13 protein-coding genes and 1 riboswitch are annotated in these 23061 nt (G+C 45.1%); of the genes, 9 read left to right on the plus strand and 4 right to left on the minus strand.

Features of this window, described 5'->3' with window-relative positions; genetic code table 11:
* The first annotated feature begins 4 nt into the window (after positions 1-4).
* The 5 genes from A9970_RS21280 to A9970_RS21300 all read left to right on the plus strand — a co-directional run bounded on the left by A9970_RS21280 (position 5) and on the right by A9970_RS21300 (position 11454).
* Positions 5-2203 carry an alpha-galactosidase gene (locus A9970_RS21280; RefSeq protein WP_182983607.1) on the plus strand — a complete coding sequence of 733 codons (2199 nt, stop codon included), beginning with the start codon at positions 5-7 and terminating at the stop codon, positions 2201-2203.
* 96 nt (positions 2204-2299) lie between these two features.
* Positions 2300-4285 (plus strand): sialate O-acetylesterase, encoded by a 1986-nt coding sequence (locus tag A9970_RS21285; protein ID WP_182983608.1) that lies wholly within the window; start codon positions 2300-2302, stop codon positions 4283-4285.
* A gap of 6 nt (positions 4286-4291) precedes the next feature.
* Positions 4292-6643 carry a glycosyl hydrolase family 95 catalytic domain-containing protein gene (locus A9970_RS21290; protein WP_182983609.1) on the plus strand — a complete coding sequence of 784 codons (2352 nt, stop codon included), beginning with the start codon at positions 4292-4294 and terminating at the stop codon, positions 6641-6643.
* A gap of 111 nt (positions 6644-6754) precedes the next feature.
* On the plus strand, positions 6755-9931 hold the full coding sequence (locus tag A9970_RS21295; RefSeq protein ID WP_220801673.1) for a TonB-dependent receptor: 3177 nt from the start codon (positions 6755-6757) through the stop codon (positions 9929-9931).
* Positions 9932-9936: 5 nt separating this feature from the next.
* On the plus strand, positions 9937-11454 hold the full coding sequence (locus tag A9970_RS21300; protein WP_182983610.1) for a RagB/SusD family nutrient uptake outer membrane protein: 1518 nt from the start codon (positions 9937-9939) through the stop codon (positions 11452-11454).
* Positions 11455-11551: 97 nt separating this feature from the next.
* Here A9970_RS21300 and A9970_RS21305 read toward each other — a convergent pair whose 3' ends face one another.
* Positions 11552-11815, minus strand: a complete 264-nt coding sequence (locus tag A9970_RS21305; RefSeq protein WP_070567048.1) for a 5-oxoprolinase — start codon at positions 11813-11815, stop codon at positions 11552-11554.
* Positions 11816-11881: 66 nt separating this feature from the next.
* Positions 11882-11975, minus strand: a riboswitch (SAM-I-IV-variant riboswitch).
* 210 nt (positions 11976-12185) lie between these two features.
* Here A9970_RS21305 and A9970_RS21310 point away from each other — a divergent pair.
* The 4 genes from A9970_RS21310 (at position 12186) to A9970_RS21325 (ending at position 17136) form a co-directional block, all read left to right on the plus strand.
* A complete protein-coding gene (locus tag A9970_RS21310) occupies positions 12186-12956 on the plus strand; it encodes a DUF3050 domain-containing protein (RefSeq protein ID WP_182983611.1) in 771 nt (256 codons plus the stop codon).
* Between the two features lie 264 nt (positions 12957-13220).
* Positions 13221-14498, plus strand: a complete 1278-nt coding sequence (locus tag A9970_RS21315) for a TolC family protein (RefSeq protein ID WP_182983612.1) — start codon at positions 13221-13223, stop codon at positions 14496-14498.
* Complete coding sequence (locus tag A9970_RS21320) at positions 14498-15559, plus strand: HlyD family secretion protein (RefSeq protein ID WP_182983613.1); 1062 nt, start codon at positions 14498-14500, stop codon at positions 15557-15559. Before A9970_RS21315 ends, A9970_RS21320 begins: the two co-directional genes overlap by 1 nt.
* On the plus strand, positions 15559-17136 hold the full coding sequence (locus tag A9970_RS21325; RefSeq protein ID WP_182983614.1) for a beta-carotene 15,15'-monooxygenase: 1578 nt from the start codon (positions 15559-15561) through the stop codon (positions 17134-17136). Before A9970_RS21320 ends, A9970_RS21325 begins: the two co-directional genes overlap by 1 nt.
* On the opposite strand, the gene A9970_RS21330 is transcribed toward A9970_RS21325, so the two are convergent.
* The 3 genes from A9970_RS21330 to A9970_RS21340 all read right to left on the minus strand — a co-directional run bounded on the left by A9970_RS21330 (position 17133) and on the right by A9970_RS21340 (position 23024).
* Entirely contained in the window at positions 17133-18449 is a 1317-nt protein-coding gene (locus A9970_RS21330; RefSeq protein WP_182983615.1) for a TolC family protein, read from the minus strand. The genes A9970_RS21325 and A9970_RS21330 overlap by 4 nt on opposite strands.
* Positions 18450-18789: 340 nt before the next feature.
* Positions 18790-21888: an efflux RND transporter permease subunit gene (locus A9970_RS21335; RefSeq protein WP_182983616.1), complete on the minus strand. Its 3099-nt coding sequence runs from the start codon at positions 21886-21888 to the stop codon at positions 18790-18792.
* A 35-nt stretch (positions 21889-21923) separates the two neighbouring features.
* Positions 21924-23024, minus strand: a complete 1101-nt coding sequence (locus A9970_RS21340) for an efflux RND transporter periplasmic adaptor subunit (RefSeq protein ID WP_182983617.1) — start codon at positions 23022-23024, stop codon at positions 21924-21926.
* Between the last annotated feature and the right edge of the window lie 37 nt (positions 23025-23061).

Consider the following 23061-nt stretch of genomic DNA (forward strand, 5'->3'; position numbering starts at 1 on the left):
ATATATGCCAACCCATCATTTTAAACATGTTGTACTCGGGCTTTTGATGACCCAGGGGCTTGTCCATCTGGAGGCACAGGCGCAGTCCAAACAGATTCCTATTGAAACCAGATCGAATGCCTTAGTGTTGGAGTACGATTCCACGAAAACACTGAAAATGCTCTATTACGGTGAAAAATTGAGTGATTCTAAAGAGTACTCGACTATTGCAAGCGGTTATAAGCAATTGACCGATTATAGTGGCCTCTCCAATGCGGCGTATACCCCCTCAGGTTCGAAAAACCTACTGGAACCGGCTATTAGTGTCGTTCATGCCGATGGTAACCGCTCCCTGGACCTGCGCTATGAAAAGCATGCGGTGAAAAACCTGGATGCTAATGTCAAACAGCTTGATATCACCCTAAAAGATCCGGTATACGATATTTATGTCGTTTTACACTACAAATCGTTTTTGAATGAGGATATCATCGAGCAGTGGGCAACGATTCAGAATAAGGAAAAGAAAGTCGTCACGCTGGAAAAATTTGCTTCGGCCAATCTGACCCTGCGCTCCAACGCGTATTGGCTACGGCAGTACCATGGCGACTGGGCAAAAGAAATGCAGGTGGACGAGGCTCCGTTAACACATGGCATTAAAGTGCTGGACAGTAAGCTCGGAACGCGCGCGAATTTATTCCAGCCACCTTCCTTTATGGTGTCACTGGGCAAGGCGGCATCCGAAGATGAAGGAACAGTACTGATGGCAAGCCTTGGGTATAGTGGGAATTTTAAGGTGGATTTTGAAGTGGATTACCTCAATAACCTGCGTATCATTGCCGGAATAAATAACTATGCTTCCAATGTAAAATTAGCCAGCAACCAGGAGTTTACAACACCCAAATTGATCTATACCTTGTCGACAAAGGGAAAAGGCACCGCCTCCCGAAATCTGCACAATTGGGCCCGTAAATATCAACTGCTGGATGGAAATGGCGAGCGCCTGACTTTACTCAACAATTGGGAGGCGACCTACTTTGATTTTAATGAACAAAAATTAAAAGGTTTGCTCCAGGATACCAAAAAACTAGGCGTAGATCTATTTTTATTGGATGACGGCTGGTTTGGAAATAAATATCCGCGTAACAGCGATCACTCCAGTCTAGGAGATTGGCAACCGAACCGGACAAAACTACCCAATGGTATCGCGACACTTGTGGAAGAAGCGACCAAGCAGGGCGTTAAATTTGGAATCTGGGTAGAACCCGAAATGGTTAGCCCCAAATCCGAACTCTACGAGCAACATCCGGATTGGGTCGTCAAACAGCCACAGCGCGAAGAACATTACTTCCGTAATCAGTTGATCCTGGATCTGACAAATCCCAAGGTGCAGGATTTTGTTTTCCAGATTCTGGACGATCTGTTTACCAAAAATCCGGCATTGGCCTATATCAAATGGGACTGTAATGCGGTCATTTACAATGCGCATTCCGCATTTCTAAAAGACCAGGGTGCTTTCTATGTTTCTTATGTGGAAGGCCTTTATAAAGTGTTGGAGCGCATTCGTTCGAAGTATCCGAAAGTGCCGATGATGTTATGTTCGGGCGGTGGTGGTCGTGTGGACTATGCGGCACTTCGGTACTTTACCGAATTTTGGCCTTCGGACAATACAGACCCTTTGGAACGTATTTTTATGCAGTACGAGTATTCGTACTTTTTCCCGGCAATCAGCACCTCAAACCATGTGACAGACTGGGGAAAACAGTCTCTCAAATTCCGTACGGATGTAGCGATGATGGGTAAACTGGGTTTTGATATTGTAGTGAGCCACCTGAAAGAACAGGATCTGTTATTCTGCCAGCAGGCGGTAAAGAATTACGACGCGCTTAAAGGAACAATCTGGCATGGGGAGCAGTATCGTTTGGCCGATCCACGTGAAGGTGACTTTGCCGCCCTCAGCTACGTGAATAGTCAAAAAACTGAGGCTGTCATCTTCAACTACCTGGTCAATAACCGCTATGGTATCGGAACAACCGATCCTGTTCGTTTAAAAGGATTGGATGCCCAAAAGCAATACCGGGTGGAGGAAATCAACCTGTATCCGGGAACCAAGTCGAGCTTAGGTCAGGGACAAACCTATTCGGGCGACTACCTGATGAAAGTTGGCGTAAATCCAGACCTGAATAGCAACCGTACCAGTGTTTTACTAAAAATATCGGCACTTTAAAAAATAACTGTGGTACATCCGAAGCTCCGACTCCAACAGCCGGGACTTTGGATGCGCCAAATGTATAAACCCAATTGAGCAACAAACTCAAAAATCATGATAAAACCTAAACAGTATAAACGGACTTTGTTGGCCCTGCTACTCAGCGTTGCCAGTGGGTTTTCTGCCCTACAGGCCAAAGTACAGCTGCCGGCTTTTATTGGCGACAATATGGTGCTGCAGCAGCAAGAAAAGGTCAAGATCTGGGGAACCAGTACCGCAGTCGGCAAGGAACTTAGCGTAAACACCAGCTGGAACAACAAGAGCTATCAGGTTGAGGTCGATCAGCAAGGAGCCTGGCAAGTCTATCTGGAGACACCGAAATACGGTGGACCCTACCAAATTACCATCAACGATGGTGATCAATTGATCCTAAAAAATATTCTGATCGGTGAAGTCTGGTTTTGTTCAGGACAGTCAAATATGGAAATGCCCCTGGCGGGCTGGGGTAAGATCAATAACTTTGAGCAGGAAATCAAAGCAGCCAACTTTCCCAATATTCGTATTTTGCAGATTCCAAAAGCAACCGCCAATCAACCTACCACCGCAGTGAAGGAGGAGTCCGGTGGATGGAATCCGGTGACGCCACAAAGTATTCCGGAGTTTTCGGCGACGGCCTATTTTTTTGCACGCGAGATCTACGAGAAAACAGGCATTCCCATTGGCCTGATCCATTCCTCCTGGGGCGGAACAATCATTGAAGCCTGGATGAGCCGGGAGGCACTTACACCTTTTTCAACCTATACGTCTGCCATTGAGAAAATCCAACGTCCGGATGCACAGGAAATCTATGCGAAAGATCTGGCCGATTGGAATCGCGTCGCCGAACAGCAGGATCAAGTGAAGACAATAACGCAGGGCGAGTGGTTTGCGCCACAATTGGATAAAAGCAGCTGGTCTACGATTACTATTCCGAGCTTTTTTGACAAGAACCTATTTCCGGGAATGGATGGTGTCGTTTATTTTGGCAAAGACGTTGAACTACCGGCACATTGGCAAGGTAAACCCCTCAAGTTGATTTTGGGAGCGATTGATGACAACGACATCACTTATGTCAATGGTACAAAAGTGGGTGAAACTGTCGGTTACGACCAGATTCGGAAGTATACTGTTCCTGCAACGGCCAACAACGGCAGCCTATTGCATATCGCCGTTCGCGTATTTGATGGAGCCGGCGATGGCGGAATATATGGCGGAACAGAACAGCCGCGACTGGAAGGGCCAAATGGCGAACAGCTATCTCTCGTTGGAGACTGGAAATGCAAAGTAGGTTATGATCTGGCGAAGCTGCCCGCAAAACCTAATGCGATGGAGGGACCCAACAGACCTACTGTGCTCTACAATGCCATGGTTAAGCCTTTTGTGGATTTTAAAATAAAAGGCGCCATTTGGTACCAGGGTGAAAGTAATGCGGATTCAAAAGACGCTCCTTATCAGCAACTGCTGCCCGCATTGATTCAGGACTGGCGCCAGCAGTGGAACAATGAAAAGATGCCTTTTTATTTTGTTCAACTGGCCAACTTTAAGGCGAAAAGTGTAACACCACAGCCTTCTTCCTGGGCGAGATTACGGGAAGCGCAGCGCCAAACACTCAAATTGCCTTATACAGGTATGGCTGTTATAACGGATATCGGCGATGCACAGGATATTCATCCGAAAAACAAGCAGGATGTCGGTAGAAGGCTTGGTTGGATCGCAACAGCGCAACTCTATGGCAAGAAGATCCCTTATTCGGGTCCTGTTCTTCAGCATTGGACGACAAAAGCTGCAGAAATGGAACTTAGCTTTAACCCCATGGGCAAAAAGCTTGTGCTGAAAGGAGCGGATAACCGCAACGGTAGTTTCACAATTGCTGGTGCCGATCAGGTCTTTTATCCTGCTGAAGTCAATCAGGTCGGAAATAAGCTGATCGTATCTGCCAAAGAAGTACCGTCGCCCGTCGCAGTGCGTTACGGCTGGGCCGATAACCCGGACCTGACTTTATACAACGAAGCCGGGATACCCGGATCTCCCTTCCGAACTGATGACTGGACAAAAAACTAAAACCACATGAGTAGATCATCAAAAATAAATCATCGGAAAGGTCAGTTACTCTGCACGCTTGTGGTTTTCTTTCTTTCGGGCAACTTATTTGGGCAGGTGCAGGGCGGCAAACTTTGGTATCGGCAGCCGGCAAAACAATGGGAGGAGACCTTACCCCTGGGCAATGGAAAAATTGGTATGATGCCCGATGGTGGATTGAAGAATGACCATATTGTACTCAATGATATCACCCTATGGTCGGGAAGTCCTCAGGATGCCAATAATTATGAGGCCAGCAGGTATTTGGATAGTATTCGAAATCTGATCAAAAGTGGGAAAAACGACCTCGCTCAGCGTCTGATAGACCAGCATTTTATCTGCAAAGGCCCCGGATCGGGCGGCAAGCAATGGGGCTGTTATCAAGTGCTCGGCAATCTGATGCTTGCCTTTGACGGACAAACGGATCTCACCGCAGTGCAGAACTATCGCCGGGAATTGGATCTCGATAAGGCGATGGCAAAAACAAGCTATGAGCTCAAAGGCGTCAGGTATAGCCGCGAATATTGGACAAGCTTTGCTGATGACCTGGGCGTTATTCGTTTACAGAGCAGTAAAAAAGGACAGCTAAGCCTGGAAATCAAGATTGACCGTCCCGAAAGGGCTACTGCCAAGACCGAGGATGGCGAGCTTGTTTTAGTAGGACAATTGGACAATGGTGTAGATGGTAAAGGAATGCAGTTTAAAACACGTGTCCGCGCGCAGATAAAAGGAGGGAAACAGCTGGTAAAAGGACAATCTATTGTTATTCAACAGGCTGACGAAGTGCTGATTTACGTGGCAACAGATACTGATTTTAAAGGTAAGGATTTTGAGCGTACGACAGCTGAAACGCTAGCAAAGGCGTTGAAAAAATCCTATAGCCAGCAGTATGCCGAACATTTACGAAACTACTTGGCAAAGTTCAACCGCTTGTCGCTCCAGTTAGGGCAGTCGAAAGATGACTTGCCGACCGATCAGCGTTTGGTGGCCTTCGGTAAAGAACCGGATCAGGATCCAGGATTAGCAGCTCTATTCTATCAGTATGGTCGCTACCTTAGTATCAGCAGTACGCGCTTAGGCTTGCTACCACCAAACTTACAGGGCTTATGGGCAAATCAGATTCAGACGCCCTGGAATGGGGACTACCACCTGGATATCAATGTGCAGATGAACCATTGGCACCTCGGGGCGGCCAATCTGGGCGAGCTCAATGAGCCCTTAGTGGGGCTTGTGGAAGGCCTTATGGCTCCGGGGGCAAAAACCGCGAAAGCGTATTATAACGCACCGGGATGGGTGGCCCATGTGATCACCAATGTATGGGGCTATACCGAACCCGGAGAGTCTGCTTCCTGGGGCATTGCCAATGCGGGCTCGGGCTGGCTCTGCAATAACCTTTGGGAACATTACCTCTATACCGAAGATATCGACTATCTACGGCGGATATACCCGATTCTCTATGGGGCAGCACAGTTTTATTCCAGTGCCCTGACCGAACATCCAACCAAGGGCTGGCTGTTGACTTCGCCCTCTGTATCTCCCGAAAATTCCTTCAAGCTCCCCAATGGGCAGCAGGCAAATGTTACGATGGGGCCAACGATAGATAATCAGATCGTACGCGAATTATTTGAAAATATCATCCATGCAGCGGGATTATTGGGCAAACAATCGGATCCTTTTTTAACGCAGGTTGCGGCGCAACTGAAACGTTTAGCACCAGCTGTGCAGCTCGCCAAAGATGGCCGCATCATGGAATGGATCGAAGATTATGAAGAGGTGGATCCGCAGCATCGGCATATCTCGCATTTGTACGGTTTGTATCCAGGCTATCTGATTCGTTATGACGAACATCCAGACTGGCAGCTTGCCGCTAAAAAAAGCTTAGATGTGCGGGGGGATGATGGACCGAGTTGGGCCATTGCCCATAAACTACTCTTTTGGACCAGATTGCATGAAGGCGAACGGGCTTATAAATTATTTCGGCAACTCATGACCCCACGTGTCGATACACATATCAATTATGGCGCCGGTGGTGGTGTTTACGCCAATTTGCTAACAGCAGGCCCCCCATTTCAGATCGATGGTAATTTTGGTGGAGCAGCTGGCATTGCTGAGATGCTGGTACAGTCCCATCAGGATACGGTGTATCTTCTACCGGCGGTGCCTCAGGCCTGGAAAAAAGAAGGCCGGGTGAGGGGCATGCGCATCAAGGGAAATCACACACTAGATATGGAATGGAAAGATGGTAAGATACTGAACTATCAGATTTATTCAGCCAAATCACAACAACTTAACGTATGTATAGATCATAACTGGATCGCCTATCGTACAAAAGAAAAATAACAAAACATAGCGTCCTCAAGAGAATTGGATCATGCAATTTTTTGCATGATAGGGGATGCTCTGTGCCAAAAATTTCAAGATAAAAGCACCTTATAAACAAAAAAAGTAAATATGAAAACAGAAAAGACAAGACAATGGCCTTTGATCAAGGGCCTGTCCTTCGGTCCTGAGGCCAGTATAATGGCACTCTGTCTTTCGATAGCTGTACCCTACACGGGCTCAGCAGCATCACTAAGGACGACAGACCGTCGTTTTGCATCAACAGAAAAAGCCCCTTACACCGTCCTCGATAGGATAGGTCAACAGCGTACGATAAAAGGAAAAGTGCTGGACAATACAGGGCGCCCGCTACCCGGTGTGACAGTACGGGTCAAAAATACAAGCCAGGAAACGCAAACGGATCAGCAGGGGCAATTCGAGCTCAGCCTGACGGGTGGAACTGCCGTACTGACGTTCTCTTCACTGGGATTTGAAACCAGGGAAATGGCTGTTGCTGCCAATGAGGGAACCGTGAATGTGCAGCTGAACGACGCTTCGTCGAGTTTGGAAGAGGTCGTTGTGGTCGGTTACGGTACGCAAAAGAAAGTAAACCTAACTGGTGCTGTGGCTACAGTGAGTGGCAAAGATATGATCAAAAGGCCCGTTGTCAATACGGCTTCCATGCTGCAGGGGGCAATCCCGGGCGTACAAATCAATCAGGGCTCGGGAGAACCGGGCAATGAAGGCGTATCCATCCGCATTCGTGGTAAGGGCACCTTTAGCGGCGCCGGATCAGATCCCCTGGTGCTCATCGATGGTGTGCAGGGCAAATTCTCCGACGTCAATCCCAATGATATCGAAAATGTCAGTGTGCTGAAAGATGCAGCCTCCGCAGCAATCTACGGTTCGCGTGCAGCCAATGGCGTTATTCTGATTACGACAAAACAAGGGAAATCGGGAAAAACAACCGTTCAGTATGACGGAAATGTGGGTATCTATAAGCCCACGAAAATGTTTGATCTGATCACCAATTCGGCGCAGTATATGGAATTATACAACGAAGCACGTAAGAATTCCAATCTCAACGATGGCCTATATCCCGCCGATGTGATTGCTGCCTATCGCAATAGCAACGATCCTGTAAAATATCCAAATACGGACTGGCTGGGGCTTATTTTCCAAACGAAACCCACTTATACCCATAATCTTGGTATCCAGGGCGGAAACGAGAAGACAACCTTTAATGTTGGCTTGGGTTATGTCAATCAGGATGGAATGATCAAAGGTTTTAACTACGACCGTTATTCCGCCCGTCTCAATCTGACGACCAAAATCTCGGAAGGTATTAAATTCGGAACAAATATCTTGCTCAAAACAGGACATACCGAATCTATTCCAGGCGGATCCAAAGACCTGTTCCTTTCGGCCATGTCGCAGGCACCAACCTATGGCCCATTTTTGCCGGATGGTAGCGGGCGATATACTTACAAAGCTTACGACTGGGAGTACAACAATAAAAATCCTATGGCCGTATTGGATCGGAAATTCACGTACAATACCGATGACTATGCAGCCAATTTACAGGCTTGGATGGAGGTACAGCTGTTTAAAGGTCTTTCCTGGTATACCAAAGGTGCCTATAATTTCAATATGGACAAGTACAAGGATTATAAATCAACGTTGGATGAATATTACTACCATACGGGCACGCTGGGAACAACACTGGATCTTGGAAAGGGCCTTACGGATCAGGATCAGCAAACGATATACACCAATTTATTTACTTACCTCAACTATGATCGCGCGTTTGGCGCACACCATTTCAAAGCTCAGGCCGGATATAGCATTGAAAAAAGTAAGTATACCTACCTCCAGGGCTTCAGACAGAATTTTGTCGACGATACGCTAACGGAATTAAATGCGGGGGGATCGGATATTCAACGGGCAAACGGAACCGCCAACCAATGGGCGCTGATCTCTTATTTCGGCCGATTGAACTATGATTATCAGGGGAAATACCTCTTGGAAGCCAATATGCGCTACGATGGTAGTTCCAAGTTTTACGGTAAAAACCGTTGGGCAGCGTTTCCTTCTTTCTCTGCAGGCTGGCGTGTATCGGAAGAATCTTTTGTTAAGGAATTCGCTTCCGGTTGGCTGGATAATTTGAAGATCCGTGGATCTTGGGGCCAACTCGGAAATCAGAATACCGGCAACTATCCGTATCAACCCGTATTGGGACTTACCGGAAATTATTCTTTTGATAATAGTACGCTAAATTCAGGTGTCGCTCAACAAGGGTTAAACAACCCGATTATTAAATGGGAAACAACAACGATGACCGATGTGGGATTGGACCTGAGTCTGTTTAAAAATTTAGATATCACCTTTGACTGGTATAAAAAGAGGACGACTGATATTCTAAGGCAGTCACAGATTACTGCAATCGTTGGTTTGGGAGCACCTTACGTAAATGATGGAATTGTCGAGAATAAAGGTGTTGAGTTGGGAATTACTTATCGTAATCAGATTACTACGGGAGCATTGGAAGGTTTACGCTATCAGCTCGGTGCAAACCTCGATCGTTTCAAAAACAAGCTGGTCAAATTTGGCGAGCCTGAAATCGGCGGCTATACGATCAAAAAAAATGGCTATGCGATGGACAGCTTTTACACCTACGAAGTCATCGGCATATTTCAATCCGATGCCGAAGTAGCGGGCGCGCCTAAGCAGTTTAATGATAATACACTACCAGGAGATCTTAAGTATCGGGATGTCAATGGGGACGGAAAAATAGATGCGAACGACAGAACAATTATTTCCGGTGTAGATCCAAAACTGAACTATAGTTTTAATCTAAGTGCAAGTTTTAAGGGCTTTGACTTTTCGGCTCTTTTACAAGGAGTATATGGCGTCAAATCCTATGTTTCGGGCTGGGGCGTAACGCCATTTGTACAGGGTAGCCCGCCGACAAAAGATTGGTTAGACCGTTGGACACCTGAAAACCCTTCGACAACGATGCCCCGTATTTATTGGGGTTGGAGTGCTCCAGAGAAATTCAGCCGTGCTTCCAGCTATTTTATACAGGATGCTTCATACTTCAGGTTGAAAAATCTTGTGTTCGGATACACTTTACCTGAAGGGCTGTTGAAAAAATATAAAATTGACCGCCTAAGGGTTTATTTTTCGGGTGATAACCTCCTTACTGCGACCAAATTTAAGGGCTTGGACCCTGAACGCTATGGAAATGGTGATCTGGTGCAGTATCCACAAAACAAGATTTATTCATTTGGTGTACAAGTTAACTTTTAAGTGCTATGAAAAAGAAATTTATAACAGCGTTGATGCTATCCGGACTATTTTTGGGTTCCTGTAACAGTGCCTTGGACCTCAATCCTTTGGATCAGATCGCTTCGGACAACTATTTTAGCAAAAAATCGGATTTTGATAATGCCTTGGCGGGGGTATATGCCTCGTTGCAGAGTGAGGCTTTCTCCTATGGGATGCCTTTCCGGGACTGTCTGACCGACAATGGCTACAATCAGTTCAACTCAGGTAGCGTCAATGAAATCGTAGGTGGGAATTTAAATCCGACCACAGGGGGGTATGAAACCGGAATTTATAACGATGCTTATGTGGGAATAGGACGTGCCAATCGCCTGATCGAGAAGCTTCAGAGCTATAACGGCTCCGATATGAACGATGGGGAGAAGAAGAACATGGAAGCCGAAGCCCGCTTTATCCGTGCTTTTGTTTACTTCCAATTGTACAGTATTTATGGTGAGGTGCCGCTTGTGCTGACTTCCCTCAGTCTGGAGAATCAGCGTCAGCCAAAGGAAACTGCAGAGAATATCCTAAAACAGATTCGGGCCGATCTGGATTTTGGGATCGCCAACTTAGCGGCTAAGCCGTATTTCAATAATGGGGGGCATGCGACCGCAAGTTCAGCAAAAGCCTTGAAAGCACGGGTTTTACTGTTTGCGGCTTATGGCGACAAAGGGCTGCCCGATTTAGCAATCTTGAAAGAGGTAAAAGACTTATGCACCGATGTCATGAAAGAGTATACTCTGAGTACGGCTTTTGAAAATGTCTTTCGCGATGCAACACAGAAGAACAATACCGAGATTATCTTTTCGGTCAATTTTCTGGCACCGAATAATACAGCCCCCTGGGACATGTATTTAGGCGATTGGATCGCTGCTTCACCTTTACAAAACCTGGTGGATACCTATGAATGCAAAGATGGTCTGCCTTATGGTGAATCACCCTTGACTGACCGAGCCAATCCCTTCAAAGATAGGGATCCGCGCTTGAGCAAAACAATTTTCGTGGATCATCCTGACTTTGGCGGCGGTAAGATCCATACACCGTCCAATCCGCGGCCTACAGGTTATGGGGTGTTGAAATTTTTGGATCCGGCCAACTTACCTTTTGGCTTTTCAACATTGAGCCAACAGGATGCGGTTGTACTGCGGTTTGGGGAGGTGTTATTGATGTATGCCGAAGCACAAAATGAAATCGCCGGACCAGACCCATCGGTTTACGATGCCATGAATACCCTGAGGAGCCGCGTTCAGATGCCCGGGTTCCCTGCCGGTTATACCAAGGAAAAAATGCGCGACCGTATCCGCCACGAAAGAAGGGTTGAACTTGCTTTCGAAGGACTACGGCATTACGACCTGATTCGTTGGCATATCGCAGGCGAAGTACTCAATGCGGTCAAAGACAGTAAAGTGCCCTATCATTTTGAAGACAAATTTTACCGCTGGCCATTACCACAAACAGAAATTGAGAAAAGCGCAGGTGTGTTAATTCAGAATCCAAACTATAAATAATAAGATTATCGCCTTCTTTTAAATCGGCAATTTCCTAAACCAACCACAGCAGCGCGCACGAAGTCCTTTCGATGCGCGCTTTTTTTGCCGATAACGATTATTGTAAAGGAATCAGGACATTCTGTTCCAAGCGTACAGGGACATGCTTCACCGAGGTAAAACCGTCTTCCTTGGAAATGATGTTGGAAAGATCCAGTCCTCTTTTGGAGAACGTACTGATCAAAGCTGTTCTAAAGGTTGCCTTGGCTGAACCCCAGCCTTGTCCCAAGATGGTGTCATTGTTGAGCTGTATCAGTTCATCTGTTGAGTAATAACTGAATTTTTCCAGTAAGTGTTGGTAAAGATTTGTTGTAGTAGCCATACAATTTAAAAATTTAAAGGATTAAACCATAAACTGTATCCAGATCTTGTTGGGAAAATAATCGTTCAGCGACGTTTATTTTGGTCGAAACCCGTATTAATTTACCACCGCGGTGCCTGCACTCGGTTGGTATTGCATCATGCAATTCTGAATACTCTACAAATATAGTAGATTATTTTTTATAATAAAAAATATTTTTGTTTTTAAGGGTAAATGAACGTTAGCAACAGGAATAGGGCGGTCAAAAGCGAGGCGCGTTGTTGGCTGTGATTTGGTTATGAAGCGGATAGCTGGACGAAAAATTTATCATGTTACTGTAATCTCATCGAAAATACTTTTAAAAACAGAGATAAGACAATACTTTTGCGCCATGAATAGAATTGCGGAAATTAACGAATACATTGCTGCCGAACGCGAGGTATTATTGCAACACCCTTTGTATCGTAAGATCAAAACGATCAAGAATCTACGTTCTTTTACAGAAGGGCATGTGTACGCTGTATGGGATTTTATGTCTTTACTAAAAGCTTTACAGATTAAATTGACCTGTACGACTTTACCTTGGTTTGCGAGTGAGCATCCATCAACACGCTATCTAATCAACGAAATTGTATTGGCTGAGGAGTCGGATGAATATATTGATGGCCGCCGTTTGAGCCATTTTGAGATGTATCTGGACGCCATGGATGCCATGGGTGCCGACCTTCATCTGGTCAACAAATTTATTGCTCACGCAAAAAAATCGAACAACATATTCGATGTCATTGCAACGACCACATTGGACAAGCGGATCAAAGACTTTTTGAATTTTACATTCGAAGTGATTGCTGAGGGCGAGGTGCATAAAATTGCTGCTGCATTTACATTTGGACGCGAAGATCTTATCCCGGGAATGTTTACCTCTATTTTGGAAGAAATTAAAACAAACTTCCCTACAGCCAATCTGGACAGCTTTATCTATTATTTTCAACGTCATATTGACCTTGATGGCGATGAGCACGGGCCTTTGGCGATGCAGATGATCACAGATCTCGGGAAGGACGATGAGGTTAAATGGACAGAAATGAAAGAGATCAGTAAAATTGCGCTACAAAAAAGAATACAGTTGTGGAATGCAATAGAAGATTCCTTATACGGATAATCTATTATTATACCGTCGAGAAAGGCCTTTCAAATCATGATTTGAAAGGCCTTTTTTATGTGCTGTAAAAAAGGATATTGTAAGGGCTTCTTGGCAGATATTGGTCTTTTTGTTTGAATTGATGAAAAAATGTCTTTTTTTCATAACATATTGGCGTTTGTGAAGAAATCCAAGTTCCAATAAGTGTCTAAGTTTGCAACGCAAAAAAATTACATAGCACACGTGAACTTTTTTCCTCCCTATTGGGCAAAAGGCATACTAACCATGGGATTGTTAGTATTCGCTATTTCGGACACCTTCGCCCTCGATTCTTTGCGCATGTCCCTGAAAGACATGATCAACAAAGCGCTACAGAACAGTAAATACATTGAGCAGTCCTATTTGCAGCTCAAAGAAACTGAGGTGGCAGTACAGCAGCAACGCATGGAGTTGCTCCCTAAGATTTCCGCCAGAGCTTCTGCTAGTTATGCAAGTAATATGCCTGTGTATGACCAGGGTCTTTTAAATAAACCTTCCCAGCATGATATCATTCATTACTTGTACGATAGCGGCCTGGATTTTTATCTGAACCTCTACAATGGGCATCGGGACCTAATGAAAATTGAGTCCAAAAAATTGGAAAATGAGCTGGCCAGAATCGATTGGAAGAATGCCGCAGCGCAGACGAAATTGGAGGTTTGCAATCTTTTTTTGGATTTGGAACTGTCGTATAGTAACCGATCTTTAATTGAACAGGATATTGCTGATCAACGGGTACAGCTCAAAGAGATTGAGCATCTGTATAAGGCGGGCGTGGTATTACACAGTGACGTCTTGCGTATTTCGTTGGAGCTTTCGAAGCGGGAACTGTTGCTCGTGCAGATCGGTCATGATATTCAGGCTGCAAATCAGAAGCTGCAGCTTATTGGCGGCATTACAGCGGAGATTGTGCCCCTGCCCGAGCAGTTTCAAGTGGAAAACCCCAGCTATGAAGCGCTTGTTGCCGAAGCGCGAAGCCATGCTTTTTCCCTCCTAAAATCCGAACAGGAAGTGGTTTTGAAGAAGTTGTCGGTCAAACAGGCACGATCAAATTATCTTCCTGAGTTGGGATTGACCAGTACATTCACCTTTGCCAATCCACAGGTTTTCTTGTATCCCTATAATCCCAGCTGGTATAATCTGAGTATCACAGGACTCAAATTAAACATACCGATCTCGGCTATCTATCTCAATAAAAACGTGGTGCGCGGAGCACAGATCGCATTGGATCGACAAGAGGTAAAACACCATCATGAAGAGGAGATTCTGGAAAATCAGCTGTTACAGGCCTTGTTGGATTATCAATTGGCTATTAAGCAGCAGGAGGTCTGTCAAAACAATAAGGCGTTGGCGCAGGAAAATGCACGAATTATAAAAAACAGGTATTTTAAATCATCGGCTTTGATTACAGATCTCTTGGATGCTGATATGCAATACCTAAAAACACTTTTTGATCTTGAAACCGCACATATTGCGATACAGAAACACTATTATTTTATCGAATTTTTGAAGGGTACTATCTAATGAAACCTAAATCACGAAGAACAGTTGTGGAGGCACAACTCACTCGAATTACCAACTGGTTGGCTGGAATTGTCTTGTTGGCCTTGTTGTTATGGGGCGCTCAAGCATTATGGATGCGACTGCGGTATATCTACACAAATGATGCACAGGTAACGCAATATATCAATCCCATTGTTTCTCGGGTGGGAGGATATGTGGTTTCTGTGCATTATCACGATCATCAATTGGTTAAACGGGGTGATACCTTGTTGCTTATTGATAATAAGGAATATAAATATGAGGCTGATCAGGTAGCGGCATCCGTCAATAAGGAAGCTGCAGAGATCAATGTTCTTCATAGTCAAAAGGAAATTCTTCAGGCGGAACATGAATCTTTACGCACCTCCATTGCTGCCGGGGAGGCTCGGGTAACCAAGCAACAGTTGGAATATGATCGATATAATTATTTGTTTCAGGAAAAGTCTGCAACGGCACAGCAGCTGGAGGATGTAAAAGCGACGTTGGATGTGTATAAGAGTGAGCTGGCTTCGTTAAAGCATAAATTACAGGCTTCACAGGAACGTGTGCATGATGTGGATATGAAAAAAGGTGTGGTCGATGCCGAACGTGTTCGTTTAACGGCAGCTGTCGGCCGTAAAAGGCTTGATGTCGGCTATACCGTTATTCGCGCACCTTACGATGGGCAGATTGGCAAACGCACGATTGAAAAAGGTCAAATGATAAGTGCTGGCGAAGTTTTGGGCTTTATCGTTAATAGAGAAACCCCAACCTGGGTAACGGCTAATTTTAAGGAAACGCAACTCCGTTATTTGCATCTTGGCAATAGGGTTGAGGTGGTTGCTGACGCGTATCCGGATCAAAAATTTTATGGAAAAATTATTTCCATCTCCCCGGCTACAGGATCTGCATTCTCCCTTTTGCCGCCAGATAATGCAACGGGCAACTTTGTGAAGATTGTTCAACGCGTACCTGTGCGCATCGAGCTGGATAAGCAAAGGGGAGCGCAACAGCTTCTTTCGGGAATGAATGTGAATGTGTCGGTATCAAAAAAGCAGAAATAGTGAAAGGAATTTTTAAAGAATGGGTACCGGAGTGGTTGATCAAGCTTATCCTGTTTAGTAGCTTGATGCCGAGTATGGTCTTATTTTTCCTGCCAGGTGCAAATACAAATGTCACCGCTGGATTTTACGGTGCCCAACCCAGTGATGTCCAGTTCCTGATCATTTTGTTTTATGCTGGTTTTGTTGGATTCTACGTTTTAGAACGACGCTTTTTTTTATACTTTCCAATCAAGCAGTACTACATTATTTTTAATCTTCTACAGCTATTGAATTGCTTTTTGATGTACAGCATCACCGATATCAGCTGGGTATATGGCCTGCGCTTTTTCCAAGGGATGTTGTTTGCTTCTGCCGTAAACTTATCGATATCCATGATATTCTCACGGTTGAAAAGCGATCGGGCTAAGGAAGTAAGTTATGCTGTCTTTTTTGGTATGTTACTCTGCAGCTCCCCATTTAATACTTTCGTCACGGCTGAATTTATCGATTCATTCAATTTTGATCAGCTCTATCTATACGCTGCATTATCATTTGTACCAGGTTTATTGCTCATTATGCTGTCGATGCGCTCCATACGACATATACGCCCTTACCCTTTGTTTTCATTAGACTGGGCAAGCTGCATTTTCTATAGTCTTGTGATTGTCAGTTTTGGCTATTTAATGGTGTATGGACAAGAAGTTTATTGGTTTAACGATCAGCATATGCTGATCATATTAGGGGTAGGTCTAGCGTTGCTTATTCTTTTTATTGTTCGGCAAATGGTGCTCAGGCGTGTGTATGTTCATTTGGCGATTTTTAAAAACAGGAACTTTCTCTTGGGCTTATTGATTTTGTACATGATGTATATCGAGCGCTTCTCCTTGACCATCTCAAATCAATATCTCGTACAGGTTATTCAACTTGATCCTATTCATTTGTCCTATATCCAGTGGTTTAATATCGCTGGTATTGTCGCTGGTGTTCTAGGCTCATTGTATTGGATGCTTGGGCAACGCCCCGTAAAATGGATCTGGATTTCGGGCTATTGTTGCTTGCTGCTGTTTCACCAATGGATGTTTTTCTCCTTTGAGGGGCAGGGTAATGATGCGCATTTTTGGATACCCTTAGTTTTACACGGACTCGGAGTAGGGCTTATTATGGTACCTACAATCTTATTTTGCATTACCAGTGTCAGCCCTCAATTGGGGGCTTCTGCGGCTGCGGTATGTCTTGCTATCCGATACCTGGGCTACACGAGCAGTATCGGTTTGCAGAATTTTTTCAAGTTGTTTGAATATGCCCAGCACCAGCAGGTTTTTAGGGACCAAACGGAAGTGGGCAATCCCTTATTTCGGGAGTATCTGCAGCAGGAATCTGTCAGCATCTTGCAGCATGGACTGCAGTATAAGGAACATACAGCTGCCTTAAAGCTCGTTGCTGACCGGGTCAAGATCCAATCCTTTGTGCGGTATGCCATGGATTATTATGAGATCATGTCCATGATCAGTATCAGCATACTTTTGCTGATACTGATTTCGCCTTCCTTGAAAAGCATGTATAAGAAACTAGGAAAAAACAGAATTTCTCCAGCTTAGATCTCCTGAATATCCCATATTCCAGCTGTACGTTGGAGTTCGACCAAGGCGATCGCATAATTGTAACGGGCTTCATAATAGCTAAGCTGTGTTTCATTGTAGGTCCGTTGGGCATTTAAAACTTCCAGTAGGGATGTTTCTCCTCTTTTATAGCTGTAAACCTTTCCTTCCAAAATTGCTTTTGCTTCCGATAGCATAGCACGATCAAATAGCTGTACCTGTTTTTGAGCGGCCTGGTAGGAGAGGAACGCTTGCGTAACTTCGATCTGAATGCGTAGGAGCACGTCCTGATAGGTAATCTCATCCTGATCGATCTTAAATTTTGCGGCTTTAAGATCGCCTGTTTTAAAATTCGAGAACTTTAGCGGAATTGAAATACCTGCATTTATAGCCGTAAACTGAGGCGTTGGGGCAGTTTCATTTCGTGCTTCTCCATTATGAGTGACGCCAAATGAAAGTCCGAGGTCTACTACCCGGTTGGCTTGAGCCAATTGGAGCAGGCGCTGTGAAAGCTGTTTGTTTTGCAGGGCGACTTTTAGATCGCTGCGGTCATTTTGGGCTACTCTGACGAGCTCATCTAAGCGGTATGCCCGGTCCAAATGATCGAAAGCATCTGGGGGTACTGCCGTTGTCGTAAGGGAGTTATCTGCCATAAATAAGGAAAGGTTTACAAGGGCGGATTTCCAGGTTGCTTCTGTTGCCAGCAACGTATTGTGCATATTGGCGGCCTCCAATTTAGATTGGCGGAAATCTATTTCAGGGATGCTCCCCAGTTTATAACGGATACTATCCGATGTGGCCAATTGCCTAAGTTGCTGATAGGAATTTTGGTTTATTTTCACCAATAATGCCTGCTGTTTTGCTGTTAAAAATGCGAGTGTAGCGTCGGCACGTAAATTTCGGAAATAGTCTGCTAGCAATAAACGGGTTACCTCGGCTTCATCTTTGGCCAGGTTTATCCGGGCTTTTCGTTTAGCCCCCAATTCCAGTGTCCATGCAATTCCCGCATTATAGCCCCGCCCCAGTTGTTTTGTACGTTCACTATTATCAAAAATGCCCATACTAAATTCAGGGTCAGGAAACACCCTGGCGCTAATGATATTGGCTTCAGCAATGCTGAGGTTGAATTTTTCGGCGGCGTAGCCCAAATTATTTTTAGCGACTGTATGTATAAATTTTGAATAATCGAGTTGCTGCCCTGTCGCTTCTGACACGCTGCTATTCCTATCCTGAGCGATTGCTGTATGGTATAGCGCGAGTATAAAAAGAAAAAAGGTAAAGCTTTTCTTTGTTAAAATCTGTTGTTTGTTCATGATCATCGACTTCTTCTGAATGTTCTGTTTTAGTGATTCTTTTATTAAAGCACCAGGGCGCTCCTTGACACATGAAATAAGTCGCCCGGGCTATTCGTAAGCGCCTTCCGTTTGGATCCCCTGCTTCCTGGATTGAGCAAACCCTCAGCGGATCTAATAGCTGTGTAGGTTTGGCTAAAGGCTTTTCAATGTTCAGGTTGTATCCATTCCATGTTCAGGTTGTATCCACTCCATGTTCAGGTTGAATCCATTCCATGTTCAGGTTGAATCCATTCCATGTTCAGGTTATATCCATTCGAAACAGCAGAAAGCAAGCTGTTTCGAATGGATGAATTTGTATTTATTCTACGGGGTCTTTTTGTTTGGTGCTGTTACGTTCTAAAAGATAATAGAGTGGGGGGAGCACAAATAGTGTCAGGATAGTCGAAAATAGTAGGCCATAAACGATTACCGTTGCCAAAGGGCGTTGCACATCCGATCCAATCCCTGTTGCTAGTGAAGCCGGAAGCAAACCAAGAATAGCTACCGTAGCGGTCATCAAAACGGGGCGAAAACGACTAAAGGCTCCCTGTGTTACCGCTTTATGCAGCGGCAGCCCATTTTTACGTAGTACATTCATCTGTGAAAGCATCAAGACACCGTTTTGTATGGCAACACCGAATAAGGCAATAAAACCGACTGCCGAGGAAACGTTTAGCGTCATCCCGCGAACATGGAGTGCGAGCATACCGCCAAAAAGTGCCAAGGGTACGATGCCCATTAATAGACCGGCTTGCCTAAATGAACCAAATGTGCCATACAATAGGATAAATATAATGGCTAATGTCAATGGGACGATAATGGCAAGACGCGTATAGGCACGTTGTTGATTTTCAAATTGTCCGCCCCATTTTAACGTAATTTTATGTTGGTCATACGGTATATTTTTGGCAATGGCCTGCTGTGCTTCAGTGAGGAATGTCCCTAGATCGCGACCGCGAACATTTAGACGAACTGTCAACTGTCGGTTGTTGCGCTCGCGTGAAATCATACTTTCTCCCGTATTGAGTTTAATAGTGGCCACCTGGGCTAGTGGAATACGGTTTCCGTTTTCGGGATACAGCATTAAATTGCCGATTTTTTCGGGCGAATTCCTGTTTTCCTCCTGATATTGACAGGTAATATCATACACTTTGATTCCTTGATAAACCTGTGCTACTGCTTTTCCCCCGATAGCGATCTGGATCAGGTCAGTCACATCAGCGATGTTCAGTCCGTATTGTGCTATTTTATCGCGATCGGCGATAATTTGCAATTGGGGGAGTGGTGGTTCCTGATCAATGGCCAGATCGACAGCTCCCTTCACTTGTTGGAGTGTTGTGATCAGTTCCTCGGCGACCCGTCGGGTTTCTTTTAAATCATCGCCGAATATTTTGACAACGAGCTCACTATGGGCACCGGCGATTTTATCCATGACACCGTCGATCATGGGTTGGGAAAAAGCAACATTGAAGCCCGGCATTTTCGCATATTCTGCAGCAAGTTCATTGATCAGGTCTTCCTTGGTTTTTCCCCATTTCCATGTTTTGTAAGGTTTTAATCCCACACTAACTTCGAAATGGGAGGGTGTCCAGGCGTCGGTACCATCGTCGTTACGCCCCGCCTGAACCATGACATAGGAGATCTCATCGTGTTTAAGTGTGCGGGCACGTAGGGTATCACTCATTTCTTTGGACTTTTCTACCGTGATGCCTGGGGGAAGCGACACTTGAAGCCAAATCGAACCTTCATCCAATGACGGAAGAAAGTCCTTCCCAACGGAGGCCGTGAGCAAACCTGTGGCAAGCAATACAATTGCCAATGGAATGAAAACTTGTTTGGGAGCCTGCATAACCTTTTCTATCGCCGACTGATAAGCCGCAGTCAATTTTGCCAACCATTTGTTGTGAAAGATTTTTTGAGGTTTGCGATAGATCAAATAGGCCAACCCGGGTATAAGCACAAGAGCGACAGCCAAGGCACCGAAGAGGGCATAACCCACGGTATAGGCCATCGGCGTAAAAAGTTTTTTCTCGACGCGCTCAAATGCGAACAGGGGAAGATAGGCTGTAATAATGATCAGTGTCGCAAAGAATATGGGTTTGGCGACTTCAGCAATTTTCTGCGCAATAGTTTTTTCCTGCAGGAGACCTTCCGGTTCATCTTCTCTTTTTTTAAGAATGGTTTCGAGTATAACAATGGCCCCATCTACAATAATCCCAAAATCGATTGCGCCTAAGGATAGCAAGTTGGCGGGAATATGGGTGAAATGCATCAGAATAAAGGCAATCAACAAGGATAATGGAATTGTTATGGCCACCAAGAGTGCACCACGCCAGCTGCCCAGGAAAATAATAAGGACAAAAATAACCAAGATCATACCTTCGAGAAGGGTTTTGGAAACGGTATGTAGAGTATTGTCGACCAAACTGGTTCTATCGAGCACGACATGTATTTTTACGCCTTCCGGAAGAATCTTTTCGTTTAGTTCGCGGACCGTCGCATTTACACCCGCCAAAACATCAGAAGGATTCTCATTTTTTAATAGGAGCACAATACCTTCGATATTGTCCGAATAATTGGCCCCGCGTTTATCCGAATATCCTAAAGCCCCTTTCCGCGCTAGATTTCCAAGTTTGATCTGACCGAGGTCACGCATATAGATGCGGTTTCCGTTGGTGGATTTTACGACGATGTTCCCCAAATCTTCCAATGTCTTGACCAGACCGATGCCACGGATGACGTACGACTGATCTCCACGGTTCATCACACTGCCACCGGCATTGGCATTATTGCTTTCGATCTTGGCGACAACTTCGGCAAGCGAAATTTCATATTGATCAAGCTTTTTGGGATCTAATTCTACCTGGAACTGTGTGGTGATTCCACCAAAATTGGTTACATCAGCAACGCCCGAAACCTGTTTGATTTTGGGAATAATAACAAAATTTTGGAGATCCGTCAACTGTCGTAAATCGTGGGTTTTACTTTCAAGAATATAACGGAAGATCTCACCTGTGGGGGAAGTCAGCGGATCCAATCCTGGACTGGCACCATAGGGCAGGGATAAATCAGCTAGACGCTCCTGTATACGGGCTCTCGCCCAATAATCTTCAACACCATCTTTGAAGACAATGGTGACCATGGATAGACCAAAAGTCGTTTTACTGCGCATTACTTCCATCCCCGGCAATCCATTGATGGCCTGTTCGATGGGGATGGTGATCTGCTGTTCCATTTCTTCGGCAGCTAAGCCGGGTACCTGGGTTACGACCTGTGATGATACGTCAGCGATATCAGGGTATGCCTCAACCGAAAGTTGTCGCCAGGCATAGTAACCGAAAAAACCGATCAATAGAAAAGATGCGGCGATTACCCATCTCTTTGCAATGATATGGCCAATCAATTGTTTAATATTCATGTGTTTCTATTTTAAAAGTTGAAAGCCTGAGTCCATCAGAGGCCGGGTGTTAAATAAAAGGCACCTTCACCAACAATCTGCTCCTGCGGAACCAGGCCTGTTAAAATCTGGATCGCATCACCTTCTGTTACGCCAGTAGTAACAAAGCGTTTGACGAAGGTATTGGACGATGTTTTGACCCAAACAAAACTCTTATCGTTAAATTGAAATACAGCTTTTGCCGGAATGAAAAGTGTCGGAGTCGTTTGCCGTTCGAATTCGGCGTTGACATACATCCCTGGTTTTAAGGCACGATCAGCATTTTCACAGGCAATGAGGACCTCAATATTCCGGCTTGCTTCGTCGACAAATTGGTTGATATGGATAATTTTTCCGGGTATTTTTTTAGCAGGGAGCGCATCTACGCTCACTTCAACACGCGCAAGTTGATCGATTGCCGGCAAGTCCTTTTCTTTGATGTAGGCCGAAACCCATACTTTTGACAATTCTGCAATGCGGAGTAATGCCGGAGCATCTTCTTTCGTGTACTGACCCAATACAATCGAACTACTTAAAATTTCTCCTTGAATAGGTGAACGAACGAGGAGAGGCTCACCGAGAACGCTATGGGTCGGGGTGCTGTCGAATATTTTTAAGGCGGCAGTGGCATTTCCGAGTGCGGCATTGCTCATTGCAAAATTTGTCTCTGCTTCTTCGAGTTCTTTTTTAGAGCCAACACCATGCGCGATCAGATCTTTTTGGCGTTTTAACATATTCTCGGCAAGCATAAATGCTTGTTTGGCGTCAAGGTAAGCCCTTTGTGCCTCAAAATAGTCGGATGAACTAATTGAAAATAAAGGCGTGTTGATAGCAACTTTTTGGCCCAGTTTCACGTGGGATTTGACAATTCGTCCAGCAAAAGGTACCGGAATCTCCACATAACTGCTGGGAATAATCTTCACTGTAGCAGCTGCATTTAGTTTCAGCGCATGTTGTGCATTGGTCGTCGTAACAAATTTGAGTTTCGATAACAGGGACGTGTTTTCACTGACGGTCACGGTGTCTCCAACTGCGCTGATGGTCGGAGATTGGTTGGGGCTTTCGTGAGGCTGGCTGTTGCAAGCTTGCAGCAACAGCAGCACAGGGATCCAATTCATGTACCTCAAGGATTGGGTCGAATAGTTGATTGTACGG

The organism is Sphingobacterium sp. UME9, from assembly GCF_014170215.1.
Lineage (GTDB): Bacteria > Bacteroidota > Bacteroidia > Sphingobacteriales > Sphingobacteriaceae > Sphingobacterium > Sphingobacterium paramultivorum.